Genomic DNA, 26,749 nt, shown 5'->3' on the forward strand with positions numbered 1-26,749 from the left:
CGATCTGAACTTAACACGGATTTAGATGAATATGTTTGTTAAAACCCGTATTTTTACATGAATTAGTAATAACACAAAAACAAAGAATTATGGCTTTTGAATTACCAAAATTACCGTATGCATACGATGCATTGGAACCACATATAGATGCTAGGACCATGGAAATTCACCATACCAAGCACCACAACGGTTATACCAATAATCTAAATAACGCTATTGCGGGAACAGATTTGGAAGGAAAGGACATTGAAACTATTTTGTCCAATTTGGATATGAGCAATGGTGCAGTTCGAAATAATGGTGGGGGCTTTTACAACCACTCTCTTTTCTGGGAAGTAATGTCTCCCAACGGGGGAGGGACCCCAAGTGGCGAATTGGCCAAGGCCATTGATGCTGCTTTCGGTTCTTTTGATGGATTCAAGGAAAAGTTCGCAGCGGCAGCGGCAACACGTTTTGGTTCAGGATGGGCTTGGTTGTGCGTACACAAGGGAGGTAAACTGGAAGTTTGCTCTACTCCTAACCAAGACAACCCCATTATGCCCGGAACAGGTTGTGACGGACAGCCTATTTTAGGATTGGATGTATGGGAGCATGCATACTATTTAAACTATCAAAACAGAAGACCCGATTATATCTCTGCTTTTTTCAATGTGATCAATTGGGATAAGGTTTCCGAAAACTACGAAGCAGGAAAATAAGACTGAATTCATTATATATATTGAAAAGCCGCGCATTTTGCGTGGCTTTTTTTATTGAATGAACAGGATGATTAGTGTAAATAGAAAAGGGCAGGAAAGCTCCTGCCCTTTTCGTCCCAAATCTTACCATAAACTTAACCTACTTATGCTATGGCGAGACTAAAATACTGGTATTGTGTAAAATAACAAAGGGTTTTGGAGAAATTTTTGCTTTTTCAACAAAAAAGAAAACGTGCAGTTCGTCGATTTTTTGGATAAATCCTTGGTTGTCAAACATAAAGAAGGCGGAGCATGCTCCGCCTTCTTTCCCCAAATCTTACCATGAACTTAACCTACTTATGCTATGGTCCTCCAAATGTACGCCAAGGGGTCTTTTGCCCAGCAAGCTTTTAGATGAAACCCACGTTAATTGGTTGAACTGCCCAACTTGTGGTTTGTACGGGCTGTTAGTAAGGAAAAGGATTACGAAACAGTGGAATCGGAAAGTATACAAAATAAAAAAGGTGGAATAGCTTCCACCTTTTTTGCCCCAAATCTTACCATGAACTTAACCTACTTATGCTATGGCAACACTAAAGTAGGTTTGACGCTTGCCCATCGTATAAAAACACGCCAATCTGCTTATTTCATCGATGAAATGCATACATGGCTTTGGTTCTGGATTGGCTTGATCAATAGGCTCGTTCGTTCTTTCCTTCGAAGAAGTTGATGAATGCCCTATTTACCACGCGATTTCCTCCTGGTGTGGGGTAATCACCGGTAAAGTACCAATCACCTAGGTTTTTTGGACATGCTTCATGCAGGTTATCAACCGTCTGGTAAATAATGTCCACTTCAGCTTGTATGCCATCCGGGCTTAAGATTTCAGCAATTTTTTTGGAAATCTGCTCATCTGTAAACGGAGCATAAAATTCCTTCACATAGTTAACCACGTCCTTGTCCTTGGAAGATGTTTGCTTTAAACACTTCTCGTAAATTTCCTTAATCTTGTTCGTGGTTCCGTGGTCTTCGTGCAGAGCCTGTGCAGCTTTAAACGCAACAAAATCTTCCAATTTGGCCATATCTATCCCATAGCAATCGGGATAGCGTATCTGCGGGGCAGAAGAAACCACAATGATTTTCTTAGGGGAAAGCCGATCCAATATTTTTAGGATGCTTCGCTTTAAGGTGGTACCCCTTACTATACTATCGTCAATAATCACAAGATTGTCATCCTCCTTTACCGAACCATAGGAAATATCATAAACGTGGGCCACAAGGTCATCCCTACTTGTATCTTGGGTAATGAATGTCCGCAGTTTGGCATCTTTAATGGCCACTTTTTCAATTCGTGGTCGCACATCCAAAATTTCATGAAGCTCTTCTCCTGTTATATTGGGTCCCAAAGCCAGAATCTGCTGTTCCTTTTTCTTGTTGAGATAACTCTGTGCCTCTTTGACCATTCCAAAGAAAGAGGTTTCGGCGGTATTGGGAATATACGAGAAGACCGTATTGGTCAAATCGTCATCAATGGATTTAAGGATTTGCGGAAATACCAATTTCCCCAACATCTTTCGTTCTTGGTAGATTTCCTTATCACTCCCCCTTGAAAAATAGATGCGCTCAAAAGAGCAGGCCTTACGTTCTGTGGGTTCCAAGATTTCCTTAACGTCGACCGCACCTCCTTTTTTCACAATGACGGCATGCCCAGGATCTAGTTCCTTTACATCACCATATTGCACGTTGAAGACCGTTTGGATCACAGGGCGTTCGGATGCCACCACAACAATCTCATCATCCTTATAATAGTAAGCAGGGCGAATGCCAGCGGGATCACGAACTACAAAAGCGTCGCCGTGTCCCAACAAACCACCCATGGTATATCCACCATCCCAGTTTTTGGATGCTTTTCTTAAAATTTTCGCAACGTTCAATCGCTCAGCAATCAAAGGCGAAGCTTCTCTTTTGTTGTAACCCTCCTTCTTGATTTGCTTGTAGAGTTTAGCCACGGCATCGTCCAGAAAGTGGCCAATTTTTTCCATAACCGTGACCGTGTCCGCCATTTCCTTGGGATGCTGCCCGAGCTCCACCAAGTTGCCAAAGAGTTCGTCAACGTTGGTAAGGTTAAAGTTACCGGCCACAATTAGGTTTCGGTGCATCCAGTTGTTCTGCCGTAGAAAAGGGTGTACGCTCTCTATGCTATTTTTTCCGAAAGTACCGTATCGTACATGCCCCATCAACAACTCTCCTATGTAGGGAATGTGCTGTTTTTGAAGCTGTACATCGTTTTCGTATTCGGGATGTTCGGCAAATGCGGTATTGATTCTTGTATTGATTTGATCAAAGATGTCCTGAATGGGCTGTTGCTGTGCAGACCGTACCCGGCTCATGTAACGCTCCCCGGCCTTCATGTCCAGCTTTATGCTCGCAAAACCGGCACCATCTTGTCCGCGGTTATGTTGCTTCTCCATCATCAGGTACATTTTGTTGACTCCGTAAAAAGCTGTACCGTACTTTTCCTTGTAGTACTCCAGAGGTTTAAGCAAGCGGATCAGTGATATTCCGCATTCGTGCTTAATGGCATCACTCATAACAAACCAAATAAAAAAAGCCCCGAAAAATTCAGGGCGCGTATTTATGTTAATTCAATATTGAACTGTGTCAATTCCTTAAACTGCATCAAACGTGCATCCACTTCGTGTTTTTCCAACTTAACCATTCGTTCGGTCCCAAAGCGTTCCACACAAAATGAAGCGAGATTTGATCCTTGTATTATCGCATTTTTCATATTTCCAAAGGAAATGTTCCCGGTTTCGGCCAAATAGCCTGAAAAACCACCGGCAAAAGTATCGCCGGCCCCGGTAGGATCAAAAACCTCTTCCAATGGAAGGGCAGGGGCAAAGAAAATGTTCTCTTTATGGAACAACAAAGCACCGTGCTCCCCTTTTTTAATGACCACATATTTAGGACCCATTTCCTGAATTTTGGCAGCCGCCTTCACCAGAGAGTACTCTTTGGTCATCTGCCTTGCCTCTTCATCATTAATGGTGATCACATCAATCTGCTCTATAACTTCCATGAGCTCATCCCAAGTATTGTCCATCCAAAAATTCATGGTGTCCAAGACGATTAACTTTGGTCGTTCTTCCATCTGATTAATTACACTCATTTGTGTGTTGGGATGTAGATTTCCCAACATGACCACATCGGCATTCTTAAAATTTTCAGGGACAACTGGGCTAAATGTGCCCAAGGTATTGAGTTCAGTGACCAGCGTGTCCCGGGAATTCAGGTCGTTGTGATAACGACCCTCCCAATAGAAGGTCTTGCCGCCTTTAACCACTTCAATTCCTGAAATGTCAATGTTTCGGTCGGTCAACAAATCCAAATATTCTTGCGGAAAATCGTCTCCTACAACGGATACAATGGCCGATTTAACTTTAAACTGAGAAGCAGCCAATCCTATGAATGGCGCAGCTCCCCCCAAAATCTTACCTGTTTTTCCAAACGGAGTCTCAATAGCATCAAAGGCCACACTTCCAACAATCAGCAATTTGCCCATTCAGTGAATTTTGGTGCAAATATACGCTTTGATATTCCATATTGGAATCATTGGCAAAGGATTTAAGAAAAAGAAGGGATACGCGCAGGATTAAGCTCAAGTTCAGGCTTCAAGAGCAAGCCCAAGTGCAAGTTTAAAAGAGAGAGTTCTAATATCTAACATCTCAGGGCTAATATCTGTCAAGACTTTATTTCCGACCAAAATCTGCAGGTATTTCTCCCCAAGCCTTGGTTTCCCATTTCACGATGGGCGTAGCATAACGGTTTTTTTTGAGCCAGTCCTCTGCCCGCTCAATAAGTTCAAAAAGAGTGGCGTTTTTGGAACTTTTCTTGAGTTTGGTGCCGCATTTTTTCTTTCGTACCCAGCCAATGGCAATACGGGAATCGGAATATAGAATACGGTCGCTGTTCTGTTTTTTAAGGAAGGCAAGACCGTGAACAAGTGCTAAAAACTCACCCACATTACTGGTGCCTTCAGCAAAGGGTCCTTGGTGGAACAACACTCTTTTGCTTTTGGTGTCCACTCCGCGATATTCCATTTTTCCGGGATTTCCGCTTGAAGCGGCATCTACAGCTATCGAATTGTAGTTGGGGTCGCCAATTTTTAGAAGCTCTTCTGAGGAAAGTTCGACTTTCCCTTTGGATTTCCCTTTATACTCCAAATAATTTCCATTAAAGGCCTTTTTTGCTTCGGCAAAGGTTGTGAATGATTTGTATTGAGCGCCCTTGAAACCTTCAATTTGGGCTTTGCAATCATCCCAAGACTCAAAAATACCCGGACGTTTTCCTTTCCAAACTACATAGAACTTTGCCTTTTTTGCCATTATGTAAGGAGTTTTTCTATAACCTTCGGAAAGTGTTCATATTCCAACCGATGTACTTTTTGGGCTATTACATCTACGTTGTCTTCAGGACTGATGGCGGTTTTGGCTTGAAAAATAATGGCACCCTCATCATAATGTTCGTTCACATAATGGATGGTTATGCCAGTTTCGGTCTCTAAATTCTTTTTAACGGCTTCGTGCACCTTTGCACCATACATACCCTTTCCACCATATTTGGGCAACAAGGCTGGGTGTATATTTATGACTTTATTTGGGAAGGCATCAATAATATTGGATGGGATTTTCCATAAAAACCCGGCAAGAACGACTAAATCGGCCTGTAATCCTTCAAGAAATTGTACTACGGTTTGAGAGCCTGTAAATGCTGCCCTGTTAAAGTAGAATCCGGGGATGTTCAGCCTATCGCACCGCTCCAGTACTTTAGCTGTGCTTTTATTGGTAAGCACCGCGGAAACCTCTACACTTGGGCTTTCCTTGAAGTATTTTATTATGTTTTCTGCATTTGACCCGCTGCCGGATGCCAATATAACTATTCGCTTCATTGGTAAGGAATGGAAGGGATTTTCGATTAACTTTACAGGGCTAAAGTAGTGTACTGATATTAAAGATGCTTAATTTCGGTTACATTTTATCGACAAATGGTGTATTTAAACCAAAGTTTTTTATTTTTGCCAACGATTAAATTTTTAAAACCACTATAATTATGTCAGACATTGCATCAAGAGTAAAGGCTATCATCGTTGATAAACTGGGTGTAGATGAGAATGAAGTTGTAGCTGAAGCTAGCTTTACCAACGATTTAGGAGCGGATTCCTTGGACACTGTTGAGCTTATCATGGAGTTTGAGAAAGAATTTGATATTCAAATCCCTGACGATCAAGCAGAAAACATTGCAACTGTTGGTCAAGCCATTAGCTACATAGAAGAAGCGAAGTAATTACATGATATATTACTAAAGAGTATAAATTATCCATGTGGTGGTCATCGCATGGATAATTTTTTTATAATTTAGGTTCTAAAGGGTAAAAAATAGTTCAATGCAGTTAAAGCGAGTAGTGGTTACCGGAATGGGGGCGTTGACCCCCATAGGCAACAATTTGGAAGCTTATTGGGAAGGACTACGAACCGGTAAGAGCGGTTCTGCCCCCATAACATATTTCGATACTGAGAAGTTCAAGACAAGTTTTGCCTGTGAGCTCAAAGGGTACAATCCAGAGGATTTCTTTGATAGAAAGGAAGCCCGAAAATTGGATAGGTTTGCCCAATATGCCCTTGTCTCTTCAGATGAGGCCATAGCTGATTCAGGGATAGATTTGGACAATGTGGACAAATTTAGGGTCGGTGTTGTATGGGGAGCCGGAATTGGCGGTTTGGAAACCTTCCAGAATGAAGTGATTGGCTATGCCAATGGCGATGGAACGCCAAGATTCAATCCTTTCTTTATTCCTAAGATGATCGCGGACATTGCGCCGGGAAACATTTCCATAAAGCATGGATTCATGGGGCCTAACTATACCACGGTATCCGCATGTGCTTCTTCGGCCAATGCCATGATCGATGCGCTCAATTATATTAGATTGGGCCATTGCGATGTCATTGTAACCGGAGGAAGCGAAGCAGCGGTGACCATTGCCGGTATGGGAGGATTTAACGCCATGCACGCTTTGTCAACAAGAAATGATAGCCCCGAGACAGCATCAAGACCATTTGATGCCACCCGTGACGGATTTGTACTTGGTGAAGGCGCTGGGGCCCTTATTTTGGAAGAGTACGAGCATGCCAAGGCCAGAGGAGCAAAAATCTATGCAGAGGTATTGGGTGGTGGACTCTCCAGTGATGCCTATCACATGACGGCACCACACCCTGAAGGAATCGGCGTGGTAAAGGTGATGGAAAATTGTTTGCAGAATGCCGGCCTAAAACCGGAAGATGTGGATGCCATCAACACGCACGGAACTTCTACTCCTTTGGGAGATGTAGCAGAGCTGAAGGCAATATCCAAAGTATTTGGAGACCATGCAACCAAGATAAACATTAACTCCACCAAGTCCATGACAGGGCATTTGTTGGGGGCGGCAGGGGCCATTGAGGCCATTGCGTCTATCTTGGCCATGGAACACAGCTTGGTTCCGCCAACAATCAACCATAATGTTGTAGACGAACAAATCGACCCATCGCTCAATCTGACCTTGAACAAGGCACAGAAGAGAGAGGTTAATGTGGCCATGAGCAACACTTTCGGGTTTGGTGGTCACAATGCATGTGTTTTGTTTAAAAAATTAGGGTAGTTTCCAGATGAAATTCACCTCCAAAATATTTAATTCCCATCCAGACTCGGATGGGGATTTTTTTTTGGGGATTAAAAAAATCCTCGGATTTAAGCCCAAGGACATAGAGATTTATAAAAAGGCGTTCCTCCACAGATCTATGAACAAAAAAGATGCGGATGGAAACCCCATGAATTATGAACGTCTGGAGTTTTTAGGGGATGCCATGTTGGGAACCATCATTTCAAAGCATTTGTTCAATGAGGTTCCGGAAGGGGATGAAGGCTATCTTACCAAAATGCGATCTAAAGTGGTAAGTAGAAAGCACTTGAACGAATTGGGAAAGGATTTGGAACTTTTGCAGTTTGTGGAAAGCAGGATTCCCAAGTCCCATTTTGGAGAAAACATACACGGGAATGTCTTCGAGGCGCTGGTTGGAGCCATATATCTAGACCGGGGATATTCATATTGCGAAAAGTTCATCAATGAACGGGTTATTGATCCCTATGTGGATATTGATCAATTGGAAGGAAAGGTAATCAGTTATAAGAGCTTGGTCATTGAATGGTGCCAAAAACAAAAAAAGCCGTTCCACTATAATGTATATGAGGACACGGGAAATGACGAGTTGAAACACTTTGCCGTAAAACTTACCATTGGCGATAGAATTTTGGCAAAAGCAAGGGCCACTTCCAAAAAAAAGGCTGAAGAAAAGGCATCCAAAAGAGCCTATTTTGCACTTCAGAACAAAATTGAAAATCAACAAGATTAAATAAAAGTAAACTCAAACGTTTTCGTTTGGTTTATAAACGTATTGTGCCGTTTCAGCTAGGCAATCAAAGGGATTAAGAGTATATTTACATTTCGTGTTAAAGGCATGTTGACAACACACAGGATATCGGCAGACTTTTTTGATGACAGTTTTGGGCTAATAGCCATACACAGTAATTTAGAAGATTACGCCATGGCTTATGGCATAAATTCCAATTGTTCGCTGTATCTGAAAAGAATGGGAAACGACCTCCATTTGGACGAAAGTTTCTTTTTTTCCGTATTTGATTGGGAGGATGAAATCAACGATGTATACTGGACGTTGATATCCAATTCATGTACCATAGTGGAAGCGGTTCAATCAAATGGGTTATTTGGAAACGATTCTTCCTATAGAACCAACCATTTGGTGAAGGAACGCAAAGAAGTTGACTATTTTCTTAAGGTCGATGGCGCAGATGAAACCGCTTTGGAACAAAAGGTCAAGGCCATCAATAAAATAGCAAAGGTAGTTACAGCTTATCCAGTGGAAGCACATACCTTAAAATCAAAAAGAAATCTAATCTTTTAAAAATGCCAAGTAGAAAGAAGACTAAAATTGTAGCAACGTTAGGCCCAGCAACCAGCAAGAAAGAAACCCTTAAGGCAATGATAGAGGCTGGCGTGGACGTTTTCAGGATAAATTTTTCGCATGCTTCCTATGACGATGTTACGGAACGTATCAATATGATACGCGAGTTGAATGAGGAATTGGAGGTAAATACATCCATACTTGCAGATTTGCAAGGTCCAAAACTTAGGGTTGGGGTCATGGGAGGCGAGGCCGTAGTTGTGCCTGGCGACGAAGTCACCTTTGCCACTGGAGAGCCTTTCGAGGGCACTGCCCAAAGGGTATACATGAACTACCAAAATTTCCCACAGGATGTAAAGCCTGGCGAACGCATTCTTTTGGATGATGGAAAATTGATTTTTGAGGTCAAATCAACCAACGGAAAGGACGAAGTCAAAGCTACGGTAATTCAGGGAGGACCCTTAAAATCGAAAAAAGGAGTCAACCTTCCCAATACCAGCATTTCGTTGCCGGCCCTTACCAAGAAGGACATTAAAGATGCCATATATGCCATAGAGCACCAAGTAGATTGGATTGCCCTTTCTTTTGTTAGGCATAGTCAAGACCTTATTGACCTGCAAGAATTGGTGAATAAACACTCGGACCACAAAATTCCCATTGTGGCCAAGATTGAAAAGCCAGAGGCCGTTGATAATATTGATAAGATTGTGGCGTATTGCGATGGTCTTATGGTCGCTCGGGGCGATTTGGGAGTTGAGGTGCCAGCCCAAGAAGTTCCATTAATTCAAAAGAAGTTGGTGCTCCAGGCCAAAAAGGCCAGAATCCCCGTGATTATTGCCACGCAGATGATGGAAACCATGATCACCAGCCTTACACCAACCCGTGCTGAGGTAAACGATGTGGCCAATTCTGTAATGGATGGAGCTGATGCCGTAATGTTGTCTGGAGAGACTTCGGTAGGGAACTATCCCGTTCAAGTAATTGAAAAAATGGCCAGTATCTTGACCAGTGTAGAAAATTCAAGCTTGATCAAGGTTCCTCAGAACCCACCTCATATCCGCACCAAAAGATACATTACCAAGTCGGTTTGTTATCATGCGGCGCTAATGGCAAATGAGATTCAGGCCAAGGCCATTTCAACTTTGACAAATAGTGGGTATACGGCTTTTCAGATTTCGGCTTGGAGGCCAAGTGCCCATATTTTGGTGTTTACTTCCAATAAAAGAATACTCACCCAATTGAATCTATTGTGGGGTGTTAAGGCATTTTATTACGATCGATTTGTTTCCACGGATGAAACCATTGAGGATGTAAACCGAATTGCCTGCAAAAAAGGATTTTTGGATGTTGGGGACATGCTAATTAGCTTGGCCGCCATGCCCATTAAGGACAAGGGAATGGTGAACACCCTTCGGGTGAGCGAGATAGAAACTTGCTCGTTTTAATACAAGTATCCCGACACAGAAATATAAATTATTGAAAAATCCCAGATGCCATGAAGCCCATGGTTTCTGGGATTTTTGTTTTATAGTATGTAAGTATGGTTCAGAACAGTAGACTAAACAAACATAACCTCATTTTAGTTCCAATTTACAAATGGTCTACGAATTCAAGGATGCAAAATTAGGAGCCATGCTCAGGCTTGTGGAAGATATCAAAAACGATTGTCCAAAGCATTCCCCAATACCCAACAACATTAAATTTTTATGGAACAGGAATGAGGCTCCCCTTACCATTGAGGTAGATGGGATGGCATTGGAACTACTACCCAACCAAATGGTAACGGTCACCTACCTACAGCATGTTTCCTATGTCAAAACGGAATTGCCCCTCTCCGCTATTTTTTTCAATAGGGAATTCTATTGTGTCTTTGATCATGACAGTGAGGTTTCTTGTAATGGGATTTTGTTTTTTGGCACCCAGGATTTGCCTATTGTAACCATCCAGAATGAAGAGCTGCGCAAATTCAATCTCTTATACGACATGTTTGTTGAAGAGTTTTCAACTCCAGACAATATTCAGGGAGAAATGCTACAGATGCTCTTAAAACGGCTGATCATTATGACCACCCGCTTGGCCAAGGAGCAACTGATTGTAAAAACTTTGGGCAACGACCAAATAGATATCATCCGAAGGTTCAATTATCTGGTGGACCTAAATTTTAAGACCAAAAGAAAGGTTAGTGAATATGCCGAAATGTTGTACAAGTCTCCCAAAACACTTTCCAACCTTTTTTCCATCTATAACCAAAAATCGCCCCAACAAATCATCTTGGACCGTATTGTCTTGGAGGCCAAGCGCCTCATAAACTATACGGATAAACAAAACCAAGAGATTGCCTATGATCTTGGATTCAATGACCCCGCCCATTTTAGCCGATTCTTCAAGAAAATGACCCAAATGACCCCTTCCGAGTATAGGGAAAACCAGCTGGTCCCGGCTTAAGGGAAAAATGGGCAAGTCCTCGGGAAATTGTTCCTAACACCTACCTGTCTTTTCGCAACATCTTTGCACTGTAATTTAAAACAAACCAAGGATGAAGTATTCAGGTAATACCCTTTTCAATCTAATCGAAATTTTCAGGACACCACAAAAAAGAGTGGTTCAGACAGTAATTGCCAACAACCATTGTGAGCAAAATCACCATCACGATTTCTATTGTGATACGGAAAGACCCTTTGTACAAAATAGATAATCAAATAATAATTCATTTAAAATTTTTTTAGATCATGAGCACATTTAATGTACCCAAAAGAGAAGAAGTAAGCGGAGCCAATCAGGCCATTTTTGACAACTTGGAAAAGGCTTTAGGCTTTGTTCCAAATCTATATGCTACCTATGCCCATTCCGAAAATGCACTGGGCAATTATTTAACCTTTGCCAATGGCAAGACCTCTTTGAAGGCCAAAGAAAAAGAAGTGGTAAACTTGGCTGTTAGCGAAGTGAACAACTGTCTATATTGTCTATCGGCCCATACCGCCATTGGAAAAATGAACGGTTTTACGGAAGATCAAATTCTGGAGTTGAGAGCGGGGAAGGCCTCTTTTGATGCCAAGTTGGATGCCTTGGCAAAATTGGCCAAAAACATTACGGAGAATAAAGGCGCTACCGATGCCAGTGTTTTAGATAACTTCTTTGCTGCCGGATGGACCAAGGAGAACCTAATCGATACAATTTTGTTGGTGGGAGATAAGACTATTTCCAACTATATCAACAACACCATGGATGCTCCTATTGATTTTCCTGTAGCACAGCCATTGTCGGAGGTGGAAGCCTAAGATGCTGTAATTAGTTTAAGTGTAAAAGCCCTTTCAAGTTTTTGGAAGGGCTTTTTTAGTCCACATCAATACCTGCATAAAGGGAGGGTGCGATGCTTTTGGCCATAAAAATAGGCCAGTCATTTTTAAAAAGGTGGCTTTCGGTAATAGCGCTGTCATATAAAAGATAAAGCCCACTGGATATTCTTTCGATTTCCGCCTTGGAGAGATTGGGAATGTTACCGCCCACCACTTCACCTAGGAAAAGCAACAGTTCCTTTTTTTGTTTTTGGATCACTTCAAGTACTTTTTTCTCTTTTGGTGAAAGCTCTCCTAAAGTCTTGAGTCCCCAGCACCCATAAAATTGATCTTCCCGGTATAAATCTTGGAGGAAATCAAAAATGGCCAAGAGCTGGTTCTTTCCTTTTTTTCTTCGACCTACAAACTCTTTGAGGGATTCTATAAAGGCATCATGTCTAAACTTCAAATAGGCGATGCAGATATCTTCCTTGGATTTAAAATGGCTATAGAGCGTAGCCTTGGCAATGCCACTTTTGGCAATGATTTCATTAACCCCAGTAGAATGGTACCCATTGATATAGAATAGATTACTTGCTGTTTCAATGATTTTGTTGTGTATACTTTCCATCATTACATAAATATAGACAAAAGACCGGTCTGTCTAGTGTTTTTTAATCATTTTTTAGCATAGTGCTATGCAAGACAATACATTTTCATCACTAGTTTTGCTTTTTTAAAGAAATTGCGTGATTCTAGACTTATTAATTGCCATGTTTTGGAGCTTGTCTCCTTTTGGTGAATCGAAAGTAGGGATACCTTATGGTATTGGAAGGGGAGTGAACAGCTATGTGGTATTTGTGGCCTGTTTTCTATCCAATCTTTTGGTGTTTCCCATAATGATGTTCTTTTTGGAAAACATCAATCGGCATTTGGTCAAATGGAGACCCTATAAAAAATCTGCACTATTTGTAGCCCGAAGGGCAAAGACCGGTACAGCGGACAAAGTCCAAAAATATGGTTTCTTTGGGTTGGTTCTTTTTGTCATGATTCCGTTGCCAGGAACTGGGGTATATGCCGGAAGTATTGCTTCTTACTTACTAAAGATTGAAAAAAAGCAGGCTTTTTTAGCCAATGCCCTTGGCATATTTCTGTCATCACTCATCATTTATGGGGTTACCGTACTATCTGTGAAGTAGGCTTAGAAATCAAATTTTAACTGAACAGATACGACTTCTTTTTCTGGAACCTTCTTTTGTTTTTCAGTATTGAGATTGGCCAATGAAATGCCCAATAAACGCACTGAATTCTCCAGAGAGGATTGATACAGGAGTTCTTTGGCTGTTTCTAGAATAAGTTCTTTGCTTGCAATATAATAGGGGAGGGTCTTGCTTCTGGTTTGGAGGGTAAAGTCACTGTATTTGATTTTCAGGGTCACGGTTTTTCCGGCGATTTTGGATTTTTGAAGTCTTCTTTCCAACTCTGCAGCAATGTTCTCCAATTTTTCCAGCATAAAGATTTCACTGCTCAAGTTTTCAAAAAAGGTACGCTCTGCTCCTACAGATTTTGGAATCCGATGGGGTTTCACGGCACTGTGGTGTATGCCACGGACCACATAATAGTAGTACTTGCCGCTTTTCCCAAATGTCTCATCCAAAAATTCCAATGATTTTTGCTTTAGGTCTTTCCCGGTAAAAATGCCCAAGCGGTACATTTTTTCTGCGGTTACCTTACCCACTCCATAGAATTTGCGAATATCCAGATCTTCCAAAAACTGGATGACCTCTTCGGGGTTCACCGTTTTTTGACCATTGGGTTTGTTGTAGTCACTGGCCACTTTGGCAATGAATTTATTTATGGAAATTCCGGCCGATGCCGTAAGCCCGGTTTTCTCAAGGATTTTTTGACGGATTTCCTTGGCAATCAACGTGGCGGATGGATTTCCTTTTTTGTTTTCGGTCACATCCAAATAAGCTTCGTCCAAGGAAAGGGGTTCCACGAGGTCCGTATATTCATAAAAAATACTCCGAATTTGATAGGAAACCTCTTTGTAGCGGTCAAACCGGGGTTTTACAAAGATTAAATCCGGACAATTCCTTTGGGCAATATATCCGGCCATGGCACTCCGAACCCCAAATTTACGGGCTTCATAGCTGGCAGCGGAAACAACACCCCGCTTTGAGCCACCGCCCACGGCAATGGGTTTTCCCTTCAGCTCGGGGTTATCGTGCTGTTCCACTGAGGCATAGAACGCATCCATGTCCACATGAATGATTTTTCTTAAGGGAAAATCAAAATCCATACTCAAATTTAGGGTATATTTAGTTTGATGGAACACTTGGAAATAGAGCGAAAGTTTTTGGTGACCTCCGACGCATATCAACAAGAGGCAACATCGAGCACCCGCATAGCACAAGGCTTTTTGAGTACGGACCCCCAAAGAACAGTTAGGGTGCGAATCATGGGAAACCAAGGTTTTTTGACCGTCAAAGGAGCAAGTAATGCGTCCGGCACCTCACGATTTGAATGGGAAACCGAAATCACTGTGGCCGAGGCGACCAATCTTATAGATTTGTGTGAGGATGTGATTTTGGAAAAAGTACGTTATACGGTGCCTTTGGGCAACCATGTATTCGAGGTGGATGAATTTTTGGGAGAAAATAAGGGGCTGGTAGTTGCTGAGGTAGAACTACAGCATGAAGATGAGTTTTTTAAAAGACCTAGCTGGTTGGGGGAAGAAGTCACTGGACTTAAAGAATATTATAATTCGCAACTAAGTCAAAAACCATTTTCAGAATGGTAGACCATAAAAGACAAAAAACAATTAATCTGGTGAGCTTGGTGCTGGCCTTGGCGGCCATTTTCAGTGAGTATTTCGGATATAGGACGCTCTATGTATTCTTAAAACCGCTGACCACCATTTCCATATTGGCGCTCTTGTTTTTTATTCCAAAGGGAGGGTTGACGAAGTTTACCAAGCTTATCCTTGTGGCCTTGATTTTTTGTTTGATAGGTGATGTGCTTTTGCTCAATCAAGCGTATTTTGTTTTCGGATTGGTGGCGTTTTTACTGGCACATATTCTCTTTATTGTGGCATTTATCAAACACAAGGGTTTTTGGTTCCATTGGGTTTCGTTTGTGATTCTTTTCTTGATAGGAGGAGCTATTTTCTTTTGGTTAAAACCAGATTTAGGGGACTTTATGGTACCTGTTCTGTTCTATGTTTTGGTGATAACTTCAATGGCATGGCAAGGATTAGGCTTATATCTAAGGAACAAGGCAAAGACATACGCATGGATAGCGTGGGCTGTGCTATTTTTCATGCTTTCGGATACCTTGCTGGCCATTAATAAATTCAAAGCACCTTTTGACTATGCCAGTGTTCTTATTTTGGTAACATACTGGCTTAGTATTGCTTTGATTGCCAATGCTGCTTATAACATTGGTTTGGGAGAAAAGTCATAGTTTAATTCAATATTCACACCAGAATCAGGTGAAAAGTGGTTCAATAGTTTTCGCAGGGGCAGTTTTGAAGATATTCCAGGGTAAGGATTCCCCGTAAGTGGTTAACAATAATGTGGTCCAGTAATTCTTGGGCACTGTATTCCTCAAAAAGATTGGCTTTTGAATAGACAGTATCCTCCAGTCTCAACAGAAAAAGTTTGCACATCAATTCCACATTAACATCTGACCTAACTTGCTCCAATTTTTGGGCCTTGACCAACAACGGATGTACCACGTTCCAAACAATATCCTTTCTAAATTCAGAATAAACCCTAGCGGCCTTGGTGTAGTACTTGTTGATACCGTAAAAGAAAGCAGGGCTTATACCTTGCAGGTGGCTAAGCCCTAACTTGTATATGTAAATGATTGTAAGCAAGGGCTGGTCTTCATTTGGATTCTTCTGCATATGGTCGTCAATGGAGCTCCTTACTTTTTGTAAAAAGCATTGTAGACTTTCCATGACCAGCTCTTCCTTACTTTGAAAGTACTTGTATATGGTTTTTTTTGAAATGCCCAGGTCGTGGGCCAACTCGTCCATGGAAAAGCGTTTACTCCCAAATTTTGAAAAATTGGAAAATGCACATTCCAGCAACTCTTTTTTGTTGTCCATGGCCTGATCTTTACTGCCAGCCTCCTCCCAAGGCTCTATACAATTCCACTATGGCATTCAATTGTCCGTATTGGGAATCCACAAAGCTCAATTCTGAGTTCAGTGCATTTTGTCTGGCGGTAAGGACTTCAAGATAGTTGGCCAAACCATTGTTCAGTAATTCTTCCGAATAGTCTTCGGCAACGGAATAGGCTTCCAGTTCCTTGGCACGGGCCTCCAGTTTTTGGGCTTCGGCATCATAGCTGTAGAGTGCGTCCGAAACTTCTTTACCTGCCGTCAACAAGGTTTTCTTGTAAGACAATAAAGCCTGTTCCTGTTGTACTTTAGCGACTTCCATTTGGGTCCTTAGCCTACGCCCGTTGAAAATAGGCTGTGTTAACGAACCTACCATTTGGGAAAACAGGGAGCTGGCGTCAATCCAGTTTTCAAATTCCAAACTTTGGAACCCTCCTGATGCGGTAAGGCTCAAGGAAGGATACATGCTACTACGGGCCACATTGGTCAATTCAAAAGCATTGATAAGGCCGAACTCGGCTTGCTTTACATCGGGACGATTGGCCAACAATAAATAAGGCACCCCAGTTTCCAGATCACTTTCAATGGATTGTTCATCCAAACGGGACCGTTCCACTTCATGGGGAGGCTCACCCAATAAAATACAGAAGGTATTTTCCAGTAGTTTAATGTTGTTCTCCAAGTCGATAAGAATAATTTCCGTGGTATGGACTTGGGCTTCGGTCTGTTTTACGGCCACTTCGGTCAGTTGCCCTGCATCCTTCAGGGCCATGGTAGTTTCCAAACTTCCTTTTCGGGCAGCCAAGGTCTGTTCCGCAATGTTGTATTGCTTGTCCAATGCCATTAACTGGTAATAGGTGTTGGCTATGGCAGCCACCAAATTGGTCTTTACCGCTTGATGTGCGGCCACACTCTGTAGATATGAGGCTCCTGCAGCCCTTTTATTGCTTCGAATCTTCCCCCACACATCTGCTTCCCAAGAAAGGGAGCCAGAAAGTTCATATTGTTCCAAAGGTCTTGTGAAAAAGCTTCCAAACTGACTGTTTCCAGAGTTTTTGGTCCGGGTAAAACTAGCTTTGCCTGTAAGAGTTGGGAAATATCCCGCCTTACCTTGCTTAACATAGGCTTCGGCAGCAGCAACATTTTCCAGGGCAATACGTATATCCAGATTGTTTTCCAGACCTTTTTCAATATAAGATTTCAACTGCTCGTCATTGAACAGGTCCTTCCATGAGATGGTTGCCATGGAGGTACTATCTGTGGGAAGGTTATCGGTCCTGTACAAACTTTCCGTTTCAATTTCTGGTCGGGAATAGTTTTTGGCGACAAAGCAGGATTGCAGCAATAAGGTCGCCGAAAACAGCAGGGTGATTTTATATATGGATTTTATTTTCATGGGTAATATGCTTTGTTCGGTCATTGAATGTTTAGGCATGGCTTGCTTCATTGAGTTGTTCCGGCTTTCCTGAAATTCGCTCTTGAAGTGCTTGGAAAATGACAAATAGCACAGGAACCACGAACACTCCAAATATGGTCCCTATGAGCATTCCCCCAACGGCACTCAATCCTATGGATTGATTTCCAATAGCACCGATTCCTGTGGAGAGCGCCAAAGGCAACAGCCCAAATATGAAGGCAAAGGAGGTCATCAAAATAGGACGTAGCCTGGCCCGTGCCCCATCAATGGCAGCATTGAACAATGTGAACCCTGCCTTTCTTCGTTGTAAGGCGAACTCCACGATCAAAATGGCGTTTTTGGCTAAAAGACCAATCAACATGATCAAGGCAATCTGGAAGTAGATGTTGTTTTCCAATCCACCCAAATTCACAAAGAGTATAGCCCCAGCCAAACCAATAGGCAAGGACAACAATACGGAAAGCGGTACAATGTAACTTTCATACTGGGCACTTAGCAGGAAGTACACAAAAATCAAACTCAAGATAAAAATGAGTACGGTCTGCGAACTGGCATTGCTTTCTTCCCGGGTAAGTCCAGAATAGTCATAAGTGTATGAAGTTGGCAGCACTTGTGCAGCCACTTCCTCAATGGCATTGATGGCGTCTCCCGTACTGTAACCGGGATTGGGTACACCGCTTACTTTCACGGAACTTAATAGGTTAAATCGCTCTACTACTTCTGGACCGTAAATCTTTTTAAGGGTAACAAACTGACTTACCGCTACGGATTCCCCAGTACTGTTGCGGACAAAGATTTGGTTCAATGAATTTTCATTGGCACGATCTTGGGGTTTTGCTTGGATCATGACGCGGTATTGCTTTCCAAACTTGTTGAAATCCGTTGCATAGATTCCCCCATAATACCCTTGGAGCGCATTGAATACATCTGTGGTGGAGAATCCTGCCATTTTTAGTTTTTCCACATCGATTTCCAAATCGTATTGTGGGAAACCGGGATCAAATTGTGAAATCGCATATTGAATTTCCGGTCTGGCGTTCATCGCCGCCAAGAATTGATTTTTCACCTCATTTATGGCCAACCAGTCGTCCGTTCCCTTGTTCTGAAGCTGCACCTCAAAACCAGAGTTGGTACCAAAACCTTGTATGCTGGGAGGGGTAAAGTATATGATCTGCGCATCTTTAAATTGAGCCGAAGTGGCATTCAAATGTTGCATGGTGGCACTTACGGAAAGGGAATCTTCCTTTCTTTCGTTCCAATGCTTCAGTTTCATGATGGAGAAGGCATACGACCCCGCACTTACCCGGTTCAATAGGCTGAATCCGGCTACACTCATCCGGGCTTCAACCACATCCATGGATTCATAAATGGAATCCAGTTTCATGATGGTTTCCTCGGTTTTCTCCAATGTGGTTCCTGGAGGCATGCTCACATTGGCAAAGATGATACCTCGATCCTCATCGGGCACAAATCCAGATGGTGTGGATTGGAACAGGTAAAGTGCCAGCGCACTGAAACCTAAGAGTAGGGCCACAGTAATCCACTTACGTTTGACCAAGTTGCCTACAGCGCCGGTATATTTATTGGTAATGGCCATAAAACCAACATTGAAGGCCTTGAAAAAACGGGTCATTAATCCTGATTTATGCTCTTTATCCGGATTGTGGGGTTTTAGGAAGAGCGCGGCCAATGCAGGGCTGAGGGTCAATGCGTTGATGGCCGATATCAAAATGGCTACAGCTAAGGTAATTCCAAATTGTTGGTAGAAAACTCCCGAAGACCCTTGGATAAAGGAAACCGGAATAAATACGGCGGACATTACCAAGGTAATGGAGATAATAGCCCCGGAAATTTCTCCCATGGCCTTTTTGGTCGCGGTCTTTGCCGAATCTGCCCCTTCTTCCAATTTGGCATGGACAGCTTCGACCACCACAATGGCGTCATCCACCACAATACCAATGGCCAAGATCATGGCAAAAAGGGTCAACATGTTGATGGAATAGCCAAACAACTGCAGGAAGAAAAAGGTTCCTACAATGGCCACAGGCACGGCTATGGCTGGAATCAAAGTAGACCTAAAGTCCTGCAGGAATAGGAATACCACAATGAAAACCAAGATAAAGGCCTCGATCAAGGTCTTGACCACATGGTCAATGGAAGCATCCAAAAAGTCTTTGGTGTTGAACGGAATCACATAATCCAGTCCTTTGGGGAATTCCGATTTGCTTTCCACCAAAATTTGTTCAATCTCATCAATAATATCCTTGGCGTTAGACCCTGAGGTTTGATATACCCCAACAGCCACACCTGGATTTCCCATACCGTAGTTTTTTCGGGCATAGTTGAAAGCACCCAATTCTATCTCGGCAACATCCTTTAGGCGCAAAAAACCACCATCGTCAGTAGTTTTTAGGATGATATTTTCGTATTCGGCCACTTCGGAAAGTCGACCCTTGTATTTCATGACATACTCAAAGATACCTTCTGAATTTTCACCGATTTTCCCTGTTGCCGCTTCCCGGTTTTGTTCTCGTAAAGCTGCTTGAATATCGGCAGGCACTAAATTGTAGGCTGCCATTTTATCTGGAGAGATCCATATCCGCATGGAATAATCCTTGGCTCCGAACACATTCACATTACCTACCCCTTTAATACGTTGTAACCGAGGCACCAAGTTGATTTTGGCATAATTTTCCACAAAGGTGGCGTCGTAATTCTCATTTTTGGAAAAGATGGAGAAGAAAAGCAACGCACTGTTTTGAGCCTTCCGAGTGGTTACCCCGGTCTGGATTACTTCTTGGGGCAATAGACTGTTGGCCCGCGCTACCCTATTCTGTACGTTTACCGCGGCAATGTCCGGGTCTACACCAAGCTCAAAGAATACACTGATGTTGGCAGCACCATCGTTACTTGCTGATGAGGTCATGTAGGTCATGCCTTCCACACCATTGATTTGCTCTTCTAGCGGTACTACAACACTTTTTAATACCGTTTCGGCATTGGCTCCTGTGTAGTTTGCAGAAACTTGAACCGTGGGAGGGGCAATCTCGGGATATTGTTCAACCGGTAAGGTGGCGAGTCCCAAAATTCCCAGAATCACAATAATTATGGAAATCACGGTAGAAAGTACGGGACGTTCTATAAATTTTTGAAACATATTTTTCTTCTAAAAAATGTTGACAATATGATTTTACTTGACAGGATTTATGGTCTGTCCGTCCCTAAGCTTAGACACTCCTTCGGCAACGATGGTAGTACCTTCATCAAAGCCTTCGGAAACAATGAAATCCGTATCTGTTTGTGCTACAATTTTAAGAGGCTTGGTAGAAACGGTATCGCCATCATGGAGGATATAGACCATTTTGTTGCCTTGTAGATCAACTGTGGCAAACTGTGGAATCACCCATACATTTTGATAGGTTGAAGGAACTCTTATTTGTCCTGTACTTCCGGAGCTGAGCAATTGATCGGGGTTGTTGAAATCGGCTCTCAACGTTACACTTCCTGTTGTTCCGTTGATGATATTGTTGACCATGGCTATTTTTCCTTTTTGCGGATAGATTTCACCATTGATCATGACCAATTCCACCTCTGGGGCAGTATCGGTGGTAAGCGGGTTTCCATTGGAAGCCATGCGTTGCTTCATGTCCAACAGCTCTTTTTCATTCATTGAAAAATACGCTCGAACACTACTAATATCGGACACCACTGTCAAGGGTTGCGTCATGGCATTGCTTACCAAAGCACCTTCTTTATAGGGAATTGCCCCAATGAAACCATCAACAGGACTATTGATGTTGGAATAGCCTATATTGGCGGAAATACTTTGATAGGTACTTTTGGCCTGAGCCAGTCTTGCCTTTGCCGTTTCCAATTGTACATTACTGATGATGTCTTTTTCCACCAAGGGCACAAGCTTGTCCACTTCCACTTGGGCCACATTCACGGCAGCTTTGGCGGCATTGGCATCTTGGGTAAGGGTCTGGGTCTCCAATTTAAAGAGCAATTGGCCTTTTTTTACTTTTTGACCCTCTTCCACATATATTTTTTGGACAAAACCTGAAACCTTTGGCCAGATTTCCACATTTTGCTTTCCTTCCATGGACGTAGCATAGACTTTATAAATGGTAATGTCTTGTTTTTTTAGATTGCTCACTTTTAGGGTAGGGGGAGGTGGTGCGGTTCGTTGCTGGGCTTTTTCCCCACAAGAGGAGAAGATCAAAGCAGTCACTAGGGTTAAGGCTATATGGGCTGTTTTCATGACTTTGTTAGTGGTGTTAAGGTTTATGAATAGTTGGGTAAACATTATTTTTTCAGTCTATATTTTTTTCAAGTTTTTCAATGGACTCTCTTAGAAGCTTTTCATTTTTATTCACATAGTCCAAGTAGATATGGGTTCTTTCTTGTCCCTCCTTGAGTTTTTTTGGGCTACTTTTTTTGTGATGTTCCAAGACCAAGGTGATGATTTCCTTTTCCTTTTCTAACCGTTTAAGATTTTCCTGGAGTTTAGAAAGGAAAAAGGTCTTTTGTTTGGCAACAGAAAAATATCGCCTTCTATCACCCGGTTTTGTAAAGTAGGTGATGATTCCCATGTTAAGAAGAAGGTTCAAAGAGGTTGAGGTTGAGCTTTTACTGGCCCCTCTTTTTTCCAGACAGTCCTCAAAAGTGAGGCCGTCCTCATCGGTTAAAATAAGGATGGCGTAGATTCTTGCGGCCAAAGGCGGCAAATTGTACTCTCCTTCAAGGTGAATCCCTAATGTTTCTATAAGTTGTTGATTTGCAGTTACCATGAAATGGATTTAACGCCGCAAAATTACATTTGGTTCTGAACGTACCAAACTAAACGAACTTAAACTTGTGTTAAAAAATCATCTGGAGGTCGGATTCTAATCTAACACAATGAAAATAAGGGAATTATAAGGCACTTTTGAACTGCTCCAAGAACCGGACATCATTCTCGCTTAACAGTCGAATGTCCGAGATTTGATGCAATAAAAGGGCAATACGGTCTATTCCCATACCAAAGGCAAATCCGGAATATACTTCGGGATCTATACCACAATTGCGTAGTACATTGGGGTCTACCATTCCGCATCCCATGATTTCCAACCAGCCGGTACCCTTGGTCATCCGGTAATCAGTTTCGGTTTCAAGTCCCCAGTATACATCCACCTCGGCGCTGGGTTCTGTGAATGGGAAATAGGAAGGTCTTAGTCGGATTTTGGATTTTCCGAACATTTCCGAAGTAAAATATTGAAGTGTTTGTTTCAAATCTGCAAAGGATACGTTCTTGTCCACATACAAACCTTCCACTTGATGGAAAAAACAATGCGAACGGGCAGAAATGGCCTCATTTCGATACACCCTGCCGGGAGAAATGGTCCGAATGGGTGGTTTGTTGCTTTCCATATACCTCACCTGTACGGATGAGGTATGGGTACGCAATAGGATATCGGGGTCTGTTTGGATAAAGAAAGTATCCTGCATGTCCCTAGCTGGATGGTATTCCGGCAGGTTCAGCGCTGTAAAGTTGTGCCAATCATCCTCAATTTCCGGACCTTCGGATACGTTGAAGCCAATTCTTGAGAAGATGTCAATGATTTGATTCTTAACAATGGAAATGGGATGCCTTGCCCCAATTTCTATGGGTTCCCCGGGACGGGTCAAATCCCCGAACTTGCCAGCGGTTTCTGCTTGGTTCTCAAGAGCGGCCTTTAGGTCATTGACTTTTTCCGTTGCTGAATTTTTCAATTGATTGATGACCTGCCCAAACTCTTTCTTTTCTTCATTGGGAACATTTTTGAACTCGGCGAAGAAACTGTTCAAAAGGCCTTTTTTTCCCAAATACTTGATTCGGAAATTCTCTATCTCTTCTGTTGAGGTTGAAGTGAATTTTTCTACTTCAGCCAAGTGTTCCTTTATAGTCTCAATCATTTTTACTGGCAGTATTGGCCGACAAATTTAGCAAATTGTCCTTGAATATGTAGGCAATAAGATAATGTACGGCCACTCCACCAAAAAAATGCCATAACCAATGGGTGCCCATAGAAAGAAAAGTTTGGTTTTTGTCTATGCTCCGAAACATTACGGCCACTGCAAAAATTGCAAAAGAGAGGATTATCAGCGAAACATTTTTTCCTTTAGTTTTAATAAGGTACCACACCAAAGGCAACAGAATTGTAATTGCGGTGATCACATATCCCAAAGAAATCCGCCATCCTGTTGGCATAGGTATGATGCGAAGCATATAAGAGGCACCTAATAGCAAAACCACAAGTAGCAGACGTTGCCACCACGGTTTGACCACCTTAAAAATAAAATAAATGACCAGGGCAGCGCAAAGGAACATAATGGGCATCCAGTCCAGCCTAAGCCAGAATTCATGACTTCTTGTGGCATGGTAAATAGTGCCGCCAACATAGCTAACGGCAATTACCGGGAGAACCCAAGCTAAAAAAAGATGTTCTTTAGTGTTCTTATACACTTTTAAACCCCAATAAACAATAATGAACAAAAAGATAAGATTGCTTAGGGTGTTATAAGGCTCCACAGGAAATCTTCCATCCAGGGTTTCTAAATAAATAGGTCCTGAATCATTTGGAAATTTTAGGAAAAGCATGGGTTTATCTGTAGTATGGAATTAGGGTTTAACACTCTCAGAACCATTGCCAATCCAATTCATGCAGGACTTAAAAGTGTCAAAAATATGCTCCTGAGGAACTAAGCCTGGGATAATATCAATACGTTCCATCATGTATTTGGGTTGGTCCAGGATACTCACCAAGAGTACCCTAATGTTTTTCCTGTTCAAATCCTGTAGCACATCTTCCATGGCGTAAAGACCAGACTGGTCCATGTATTGCATGCGTCCCATTCGGATTATGACTGTGGACGCGGTATTTGGAATTTGGGATGCCAGTTGCTGAAAATCGCTGGTGGAACCAAAAAACAAGGGTCCCTTAATGTGCTTAATGAAAACATCTTCCTTAATTTTTTGCGAGAGATTCTTCTCATCGGACCATGCTTCTTCTTTCAGGGGTTTTACATCAGATCTTTTTGCAGTAAGGTCTCCAATTTTTTTCATGAACATCAATGATGCAATTACCAACCCTATACCTACAGCATATACCAAGTTCCATATGGAAGATAGAACCAACACCACCAACATGATGATTACTTCTGAGCTCAACTTCATCGGACCTAACTTAATATCCTTTGGAAGGTGTGGAATTGCCTTCAACCCTCTATAGTCCATTACTCCTATACCCACGGTGACCAATATACCTGCTAAAACCGCAGCGGGAATTTGAGAGGCCACAGGGCCAAGGGCGAGAAGAATAACGAGCAATAAAATACCGGCGACCATTCCTGAAAGCCTGGTTTTGCCACCAGAATTAATGTTGACAACAGTTCTAATGGTGGCCCCAGCCCCGGGAATACCCCCAAAAACAGCTGCAATACTGTTGCCAATACCCTGTCCAACCAATTCTTTGTTCGGTTTGTGCTTGGTTTGGGTCATGTTATCTGCCACTACCGAGGTGAGCAACGAGTCTATTGCCCCAAGCAGGGCAAGTGTAAGTGCAGTAAAAATATGCGGGGCAATGGAGTTCAGGTTAAATCCTGAAAATATCTCCAAGTTCGGGATGGGCAATCCGCTGGGAATTTGTTCGATGGGACGATAATCCAATCCAAAACCAAAAGCCACTCCAGAAACTACCAACAGGGCTACCAAGGTACTGGGAACGGCAGTTGTGATTCTTTTGAAACCATAGATGATAAAAATGGTGGCCAAGGCGAGGGCCAGTTCCAACCAATTTATGTTCAGTAATGCACGGGGAAGAACCTTTATGGTTCCCAAAACACCTGAAGCATCTTTGGCGGCCAAGGTACTGGCCTCCTTGTTCATATCGGCTTCTGTTATGGTGCTTGCACGCTTTATGGTTTCTTCAAAGTTTTCCAACACCAGAATGCCTTCGCCTGCTTCTTCCCTTAGAATATTTTCCAAGATTTTCTCCTCGGCTTCGGGCATATATTGATTTACAAATTCCAAATCTTCCTTGGGGTAATATCCTACAGCTGGTAATATCTGTGTAACCAAAATAATTACACCAATGGCTGTCATAAAACCAGAAACTACAGGATAGGGAATGTATTTTATATATTTTCCCAACCCAACCAATCCTAACCCTATCTGCATTAGACCTGCCAAAAGAAAAATAGTTAAAATAGCAGGGAGGGCCTTGGTTACATCACCGTCGTTAACGGCAACAATACTGGCAATAACCACCATACTCACCGCCGTCATAGGGGCGGTAGGTCCAGATATCTGGGTGTTGGTGCCACCAAAGAGGGCTGCAAAAAAGCTAATGAAAATGGCACCATATAATCCGGCGCTGGGTCCTAGACCAGAGCTGACACCAAACGCAAGTGCCAGAGGAAGTGCCACGATTCCTGCGGTTATTCCTCCAAAAAGGTCTCCTCTTACGTGTTTGAACATATGCCAGTATTAAATTTATACCGTATGAAGATACTAATTTTAGGACATAAAAAGGCCGATGATTACGTAATCATCGGCCTTTAAGATCATAGAGTTTGTGGCTTACATGAAAGTAACTTTACCATCAGATATGTCATACATACCTCCTACAATGGCTATTTCTCCTTGTTGTTCCATTTCCTTTAAGATGGGACTCTGATTTCTGATGTTATCCAAGGTCAGTTCTACATTTTTAACCGCAACGGAATCTACAAAATCAAGGTTCTTGGAATTTCTCAAGGACTCGTCTCTTGGCTCGGTAACCGCATCAACAGCAGGTTCAATTTTGTTGATAAGCTTTGTTAAGTTGCCAAGGCGGGCATGATCACAGGCCCCTTTTACGGCTCCACAACTAGTGTGGCCAAGGACAACCAATAATTTGGTTCCTGCCAGCTTACAGGCAAACTCCATACTTCCAAGGATGTCTTCATTGACAAAGTTTCCGGCTATTCTAACACTAAATATGTCCCCTAAACCCTGGTCAAATACTAGTTCTGCAGAAACTCTGGAGTCGATACAACTTAGGATGGTGGCAAAAGGAAATTGCCCATCTTTGGTGTCGTTTACTTGTTCCAATAAGTTTCTATTGGCTTTTAGGTTCTGTTGAAAACGCTCATTGCCTTCCTTTAAAAAAACAATGGCTTTTTCTGGGGTCATGGTGGCTTGTGTTTCTTTTGTGTGTGCTTTCATATCACTATAG

Annotated in this window: 26 protein-coding genes; 11 read left to right on the forward strand and 15 right to left on the reverse strand. The window is 42.4% G+C overall.

Translation table 11 applies throughout. From position 1 onward, the window contains the following. Positions 1-89 precede the first annotated feature (89 nt). Entirely contained in the window at positions 90-698 is a 609-nt protein-coding gene (locus tag EZV76_RS03395; RefSeq protein ID WP_136565163.1) for a superoxide dismutase, read from the forward strand. 671 nt (positions 699-1,369) lie between these two features. On the opposite strand, the gene EZV76_RS03400 is transcribed toward EZV76_RS03395, so the two are convergent. From EZV76_RS03400 to purN, 4 genes are all read right to left on the reverse strand, one after another. Then, positions 1,370-3,268 carry an amidophosphoribosyltransferase gene (locus tag EZV76_RS03400; protein ID WP_136565164.1) on the reverse strand — a complete coding sequence of 633 codons (1,899 nt, stop codon included), beginning with the start codon at positions 3,266-3,268 and terminating at the stop codon, positions 1,370-1,372. A gap of 44 nt (positions 3,269-3,312) precedes the next feature. Next, on the reverse strand, positions 3,313-4,239 hold the full coding sequence (locus EZV76_RS03405) for a PfkB family carbohydrate kinase (protein ID WP_136565165.1): 927 nt from the start codon (positions 4,237-4,239) through the stop codon (positions 3,313-3,315). Positions 4,240-4,426: 187 nt separating this feature from the next. Continuing rightward, the gene (locus EZV76_RS03410; protein ID WP_136565166.1) at positions 4,427-5,062 is read right to left on the reverse strand and encodes a ribonuclease H1 domain-containing protein; all 636 of its coding nucleotides are present in this window, start codon (positions 5,060-5,062) and stop codon (positions 4,427-4,429) included. After that, positions 5,062-5,625 (reverse strand): phosphoribosylglycinamide formyltransferase, encoded by a 564-nt coding sequence (purN, locus tag EZV76_RS03415; protein WP_136565167.1) that lies wholly within the window; start codon positions 5,623-5,625, stop codon positions 5,062-5,064. The genes EZV76_RS03410 and purN overlap by 1 nt, the downstream gene beginning before the upstream one ends. A gap of 161 nt (positions 5,626-5,786) precedes the next feature. Between purN and EZV76_RS03420 the strand changes: the two genes are divergently transcribed. The 7 genes from EZV76_RS03420 to EZV76_RS03450 all read left to right on the forward strand — a co-directional run bounded on the left by EZV76_RS03420 (position 5,787) and on the right by EZV76_RS03450 (position 11,970). Further along, complete coding sequence (locus EZV76_RS03420; protein WP_009778413.1) at positions 5,787-6,020, forward strand: acyl carrier protein; 234 nt, start codon at positions 5,787-5,789, stop codon at positions 6,018-6,020. 100 nt (positions 6,021-6,120) lie between these two features. Further along, positions 6,121-7,371: a beta-ketoacyl-ACP synthase II gene (gene fabF, locus EZV76_RS03425; protein ID WP_136565168.1), complete on the forward strand. Its 1,251-nt coding sequence runs from the start codon at positions 6,121-6,123 to the stop codon at positions 7,369-7,371. A 7-nt stretch (positions 7,372-7,378) separates the two neighbouring features. Next, positions 7,379-8,122 (forward strand): ribonuclease III, encoded by a 744-nt coding sequence (rnc, locus tag EZV76_RS03430; protein WP_136565169.1) that lies wholly within the window; start codon positions 7,379-7,381, stop codon positions 8,120-8,122. A gap of 105 nt (positions 8,123-8,227) precedes the next feature. Further along, positions 8,228-8,692 (forward strand): IPExxxVDY family protein, encoded by a 465-nt coding sequence (locus EZV76_RS03435; protein WP_136565170.1) that lies wholly within the window; start codon positions 8,228-8,230, stop codon positions 8,690-8,692. 2 nt (positions 8,693-8,694) lie between these two features. Then, positions 8,695-10,137, forward strand: a complete 1,443-nt coding sequence (gene pyk / locus EZV76_RS03440; protein WP_136565171.1) for a pyruvate kinase — start codon at positions 8,695-8,697, stop codon at positions 10,135-10,137. Between the two features lie 187 nt (positions 10,138-10,324). After that, a complete protein-coding gene (locus EZV76_RS03445) occupies positions 10,325-11,137 on the forward strand; it encodes a helix-turn-helix domain-containing protein (RefSeq protein WP_236640847.1) in 813 nt (270 codons plus the stop codon). 284 nt (positions 11,138-11,421) lie between these two features. Beyond that, positions 11,422-11,970, forward strand: a complete 549-nt coding sequence (locus EZV76_RS03450; protein WP_136565173.1) for a carboxymuconolactone decarboxylase family protein — start codon at positions 11,422-11,424, stop codon at positions 11,968-11,970. 55 nt (positions 11,971-12,025) lie between these two features. Here EZV76_RS03450 and EZV76_RS03455 read toward each other — a convergent pair whose 3' ends face one another. Continuing rightward, complete coding sequence (locus EZV76_RS03455) at positions 12,026-12,601, reverse strand: TetR/AcrR family transcriptional regulator (protein ID WP_136565174.1); 576 nt, start codon at positions 12,599-12,601, stop codon at positions 12,026-12,028. Positions 12,602-12,740: 139 nt separating this feature from the next. Between EZV76_RS03455 and EZV76_RS03460 the strand changes: the two genes are divergently transcribed. Then, positions 12,741-13,166 (forward strand): COG2426 family protein, encoded by a 426-nt coding sequence (locus EZV76_RS03460; protein WP_439107543.1) that lies wholly within the window; start codon positions 12,741-12,743, stop codon positions 13,164-13,166. 2 nt (positions 13,167-13,168) lie between these two features. On the opposite strand, the gene dinB is transcribed toward EZV76_RS03460, so the two are convergent. Beyond that, positions 13,169-14,269: a DNA polymerase IV gene (gene dinB / locus EZV76_RS03465; protein ID WP_136565176.1), complete on the reverse strand. Its 1,101-nt coding sequence runs from the start codon at positions 14,267-14,269 to the stop codon at positions 13,169-13,171. 27 nt (positions 14,270-14,296) lie between these two features. Here dinB and EZV76_RS03470 point away from each other — a divergent pair, with 27 nt between their 5' ends. Together EZV76_RS03470 and EZV76_RS03475 are read left to right on the forward strand one after the other, a co-directional pair. After that, a complete protein-coding gene (locus EZV76_RS03470; RefSeq protein WP_136565177.1) occupies positions 14,297-14,770 on the forward strand; it encodes a CYTH domain-containing protein in 474 nt (157 codons plus the stop codon). Then, on the forward strand, positions 14,764-15,432 hold the full coding sequence (locus EZV76_RS03475; RefSeq protein WP_136565178.1) for a lysoplasmalogenase: 669 nt from the start codon (positions 14,764-14,766) through the stop codon (positions 15,430-15,432). Before EZV76_RS03470 ends, EZV76_RS03475 begins: the two co-directional genes overlap by 7 nt. 40 nt (positions 15,433-15,472) lie before the next feature. On the opposite strand, the gene EZV76_RS03480 is transcribed toward EZV76_RS03475, so the two are convergent. The 9 genes from EZV76_RS03480 to EZV76_RS03520 all read right to left on the reverse strand — a co-directional run bounded on the left by EZV76_RS03480 (position 15,473) and on the right by EZV76_RS03520 (position 26,739). Then, positions 15,473-16,081 (reverse strand): TetR/AcrR family transcriptional regulator, encoded by a 609-nt coding sequence (locus EZV76_RS03480; protein ID WP_136565179.1) that lies wholly within the window; start codon positions 16,079-16,081, stop codon positions 15,473-15,475. Positions 16,082-16,091: 10 nt separating this feature from the next. Continuing rightward, complete coding sequence (locus EZV76_RS03485; RefSeq protein ID WP_136565180.1) at positions 16,092-17,492, reverse strand: efflux transporter outer membrane subunit; 1,401 nt, start codon at positions 17,490-17,492, stop codon at positions 16,092-16,094. A gap of 31 nt (positions 17,493-17,523) precedes the next feature. Beyond that, positions 17,524-20,670, reverse strand: coding sequence for an efflux RND transporter permease subunit (locus EZV76_RS03490; RefSeq protein WP_136565181.1), 3,147 nt, complete (start codon positions 20,668-20,670; stop codon positions 17,524-17,526). Between the two features lie 33 nt (positions 20,671-20,703). Further along, positions 20,704-21,774 carry an efflux RND transporter periplasmic adaptor subunit gene (locus EZV76_RS03495; RefSeq protein WP_136565182.1) on the reverse strand — a complete coding sequence of 357 codons (1,071 nt, stop codon included), beginning with the start codon at positions 21,772-21,774 and terminating at the stop codon, positions 20,704-20,706. Between the two features lie 52 nt (positions 21,775-21,826). Further along, on the reverse strand, positions 21,827-22,303 hold the full coding sequence (locus EZV76_RS03500) for a GbsR/MarR family transcriptional regulator (protein WP_136565183.1): 477 nt from the start codon (positions 22,301-22,303) through the stop codon (positions 21,827-21,829). 124 nt (positions 22,304-22,427) lie between these two features. Then, entirely contained in the window at positions 22,428-23,447 is a 1,020-nt protein-coding gene (pheS, locus tag EZV76_RS03505) for a phenylalanine--tRNA ligase subunit alpha (protein ID WP_136565184.1), read from the reverse strand. Continuing rightward, a complete protein-coding gene (locus tag EZV76_RS03510) occupies positions 23,440-24,132 on the reverse strand; it encodes a hypothetical protein (RefSeq protein WP_136565185.1) in 693 nt (230 codons plus the stop codon). Before EZV76_RS03510 ends, pheS begins: the two co-directional genes overlap by 8 nt. A 21-nt stretch (positions 24,133-24,153) precedes the next feature. Then, on the reverse strand, positions 24,154-26,010 hold the full coding sequence (locus EZV76_RS03515; protein ID WP_136565186.1) for a SulP family inorganic anion transporter: 1,857 nt from the start codon (positions 26,008-26,010) through the stop codon (positions 24,154-24,156). A 102-nt stretch (positions 26,011-26,112) separates the two neighbouring features. Next, positions 26,113-26,739, reverse strand: coding sequence for a carbonic anhydrase family protein (locus EZV76_RS03520; protein WP_136565187.1), 627 nt, complete (start codon positions 26,737-26,739; stop codon positions 26,113-26,115). Between the last annotated feature and the right edge of the window lie 10 nt (positions 26,740-26,749).

The organism is Flagellimonas alvinocaridis, from assembly GCF_004916895.1.
GTDB classification, from domain to species: domain Bacteria; phylum Bacteroidota; class Bacteroidia; order Flavobacteriales; family Flavobacteriaceae; genus Flagellimonas; species Flagellimonas alvinocaridis.

Excerpts from the sequence above, each read along its gene's own strand:
- rnc (WP_136565169.1), top strand. The coding sequence starts at position 7,379 with ATGAAATTCACCTCCAAAATATTTAATTCCCATCCAGACTCGGATGGG.
- pyk (WP_136565171.1), top strand. The coding sequence starts at position 8,695 with ATGCCAAGTAGAAAGAAGACTAAAATTGTAGCAACGTTAGGCCCAGCA.
- EZV76_RS03495 (WP_136565182.1), bottom strand. The coding sequence starts at position 21,774 with ATGAAAACAGCCCATATAGCCTTAACCCTAGTGACTGCTTTGATCTTC.
- EZV76_RS03480 (WP_136565179.1), bottom strand. The coding sequence starts at position 16,081 with ATGGACAACAAAAAAGAGTTGCTGGAATGTGCATTTTCCAATTTTTCA.
- EZV76_RS03395 (WP_136565163.1), top strand. The coding sequence starts at position 90 with ATGGCTTTTGAATTACCAAAATTACCGTATGCATACGATGCATTGGAA.
- EZV76_RS03485 (WP_136565180.1), bottom strand. The coding sequence starts at position 17,492 with ATGAAAATAAAATCCATATATAAAATCACCCTGCTGTTTTCGGCGACC.
- EZV76_RS03500 (WP_136565183.1), bottom strand. The coding sequence starts at position 22,303 with ATGGTAACTGCAAATCAACAACTTATAGAAACATTAGGGATTCACCTT.
- dinB (WP_136565176.1), bottom strand. The coding sequence starts at position 14,269 with ATGGATTTTGATTTTCCCTTAAGAAAAATCATTCATGTGGACATGGAT.
- EZV76_RS03400 (WP_136565164.1), bottom strand. The coding sequence starts at position 3,268 with ATGAGTGATGCCATTAAGCACGAATGCGGAATATCACTGATCCGCTTG.
- EZV76_RS03420 (WP_009778413.1), top strand. The coding sequence starts at position 5,787 with ATGTCAGACATTGCATCAAGAGTAAAGGCTATCATCGTTGATAAACTG.
- EZV76_RS03450 (WP_136565173.1), top strand. The coding sequence starts at position 11,422 with ATGAGCACATTTAATGTACCCAAAAGAGAAGAAGTAAGCGGAGCCAAT.
- EZV76_RS03445 (WP_236640847.1), top strand. The coding sequence starts at position 10,325 with ATGCTCAGGCTTGTGGAAGATATCAAAAACGATTGTCCAAAGCATTCC.
- purN (WP_136565167.1), bottom strand. The coding sequence starts at position 5,625 with ATGAAGCGAATAGTTATATTGGCATCCGGCAGCGGGTCAAATGCAGAA.
- EZV76_RS03520 (WP_136565187.1), bottom strand. The coding sequence starts at position 26,739 with ATGAAAGCACACACAAAAGAAACACAAGCCACCATGACCCCAGAAAAA.
- EZV76_RS03460 (WP_439107543.1), top strand. The coding sequence starts at position 12,741 with ATGTTTTGGAGCTTGTCTCCTTTTGGTGAATCGAAAGTAGGGATACCT.
- pheS (WP_136565184.1), bottom strand. The coding sequence starts at position 23,447 with ATGATTGAGACTATAAAGGAACACTTGGCTGAAGTAGAAAAATTCACT.
- EZV76_RS03410 (WP_136565166.1), bottom strand. The coding sequence starts at position 5,062 with ATGGCAAAAAAGGCAAAGTTCTATGTAGTTTGGAAAGGAAAACGTCCG.
- EZV76_RS03455 (WP_136565174.1), bottom strand. The coding sequence starts at position 12,601 with ATGATGGAAAGTATACACAACAAAATCATTGAAACAGCAAGTAATCTA.
- fabF (WP_136565168.1), top strand. The coding sequence starts at position 6,121 with ATGCAGTTAAAGCGAGTAGTGGTTACCGGAATGGGGGCGTTGACCCCC.
- EZV76_RS03490 (WP_136565181.1), bottom strand. The coding sequence starts at position 20,670 with ATGTTTCAAAAATTTATAGAACGTCCCGTACTTTCTACCGTGATTTCC.
- EZV76_RS03435 (WP_136565170.1), top strand. The coding sequence starts at position 8,228 with ATGTTGACAACACACAGGATATCGGCAGACTTTTTTGATGACAGTTTT.
- EZV76_RS03470 (WP_136565177.1), top strand. The coding sequence starts at position 14,297 with ATGGAACACTTGGAAATAGAGCGAAAGTTTTTGGTGACCTCCGACGCA.
- EZV76_RS03515 (WP_136565186.1), bottom strand. The coding sequence starts at position 26,010 with ATGTTCAAACACGTAAGAGGAGACCTTTTTGGAGGAATAACCGCAGGA.
- EZV76_RS03510 (WP_136565185.1), bottom strand. The coding sequence starts at position 24,132 with ATGCTTTTCCTAAAATTTCCAAATGATTCAGGACCTATTTATTTAGAA.
- EZV76_RS03475 (WP_136565178.1), top strand. The coding sequence starts at position 14,764 with ATGGTAGACCATAAAAGACAAAAAACAATTAATCTGGTGAGCTTGGTG.
- EZV76_RS03405 (WP_136565165.1), bottom strand. The coding sequence starts at position 4,239 with ATGGGCAAATTGCTGATTGTTGGAAGTGTGGCCTTTGATGCTATTGAG.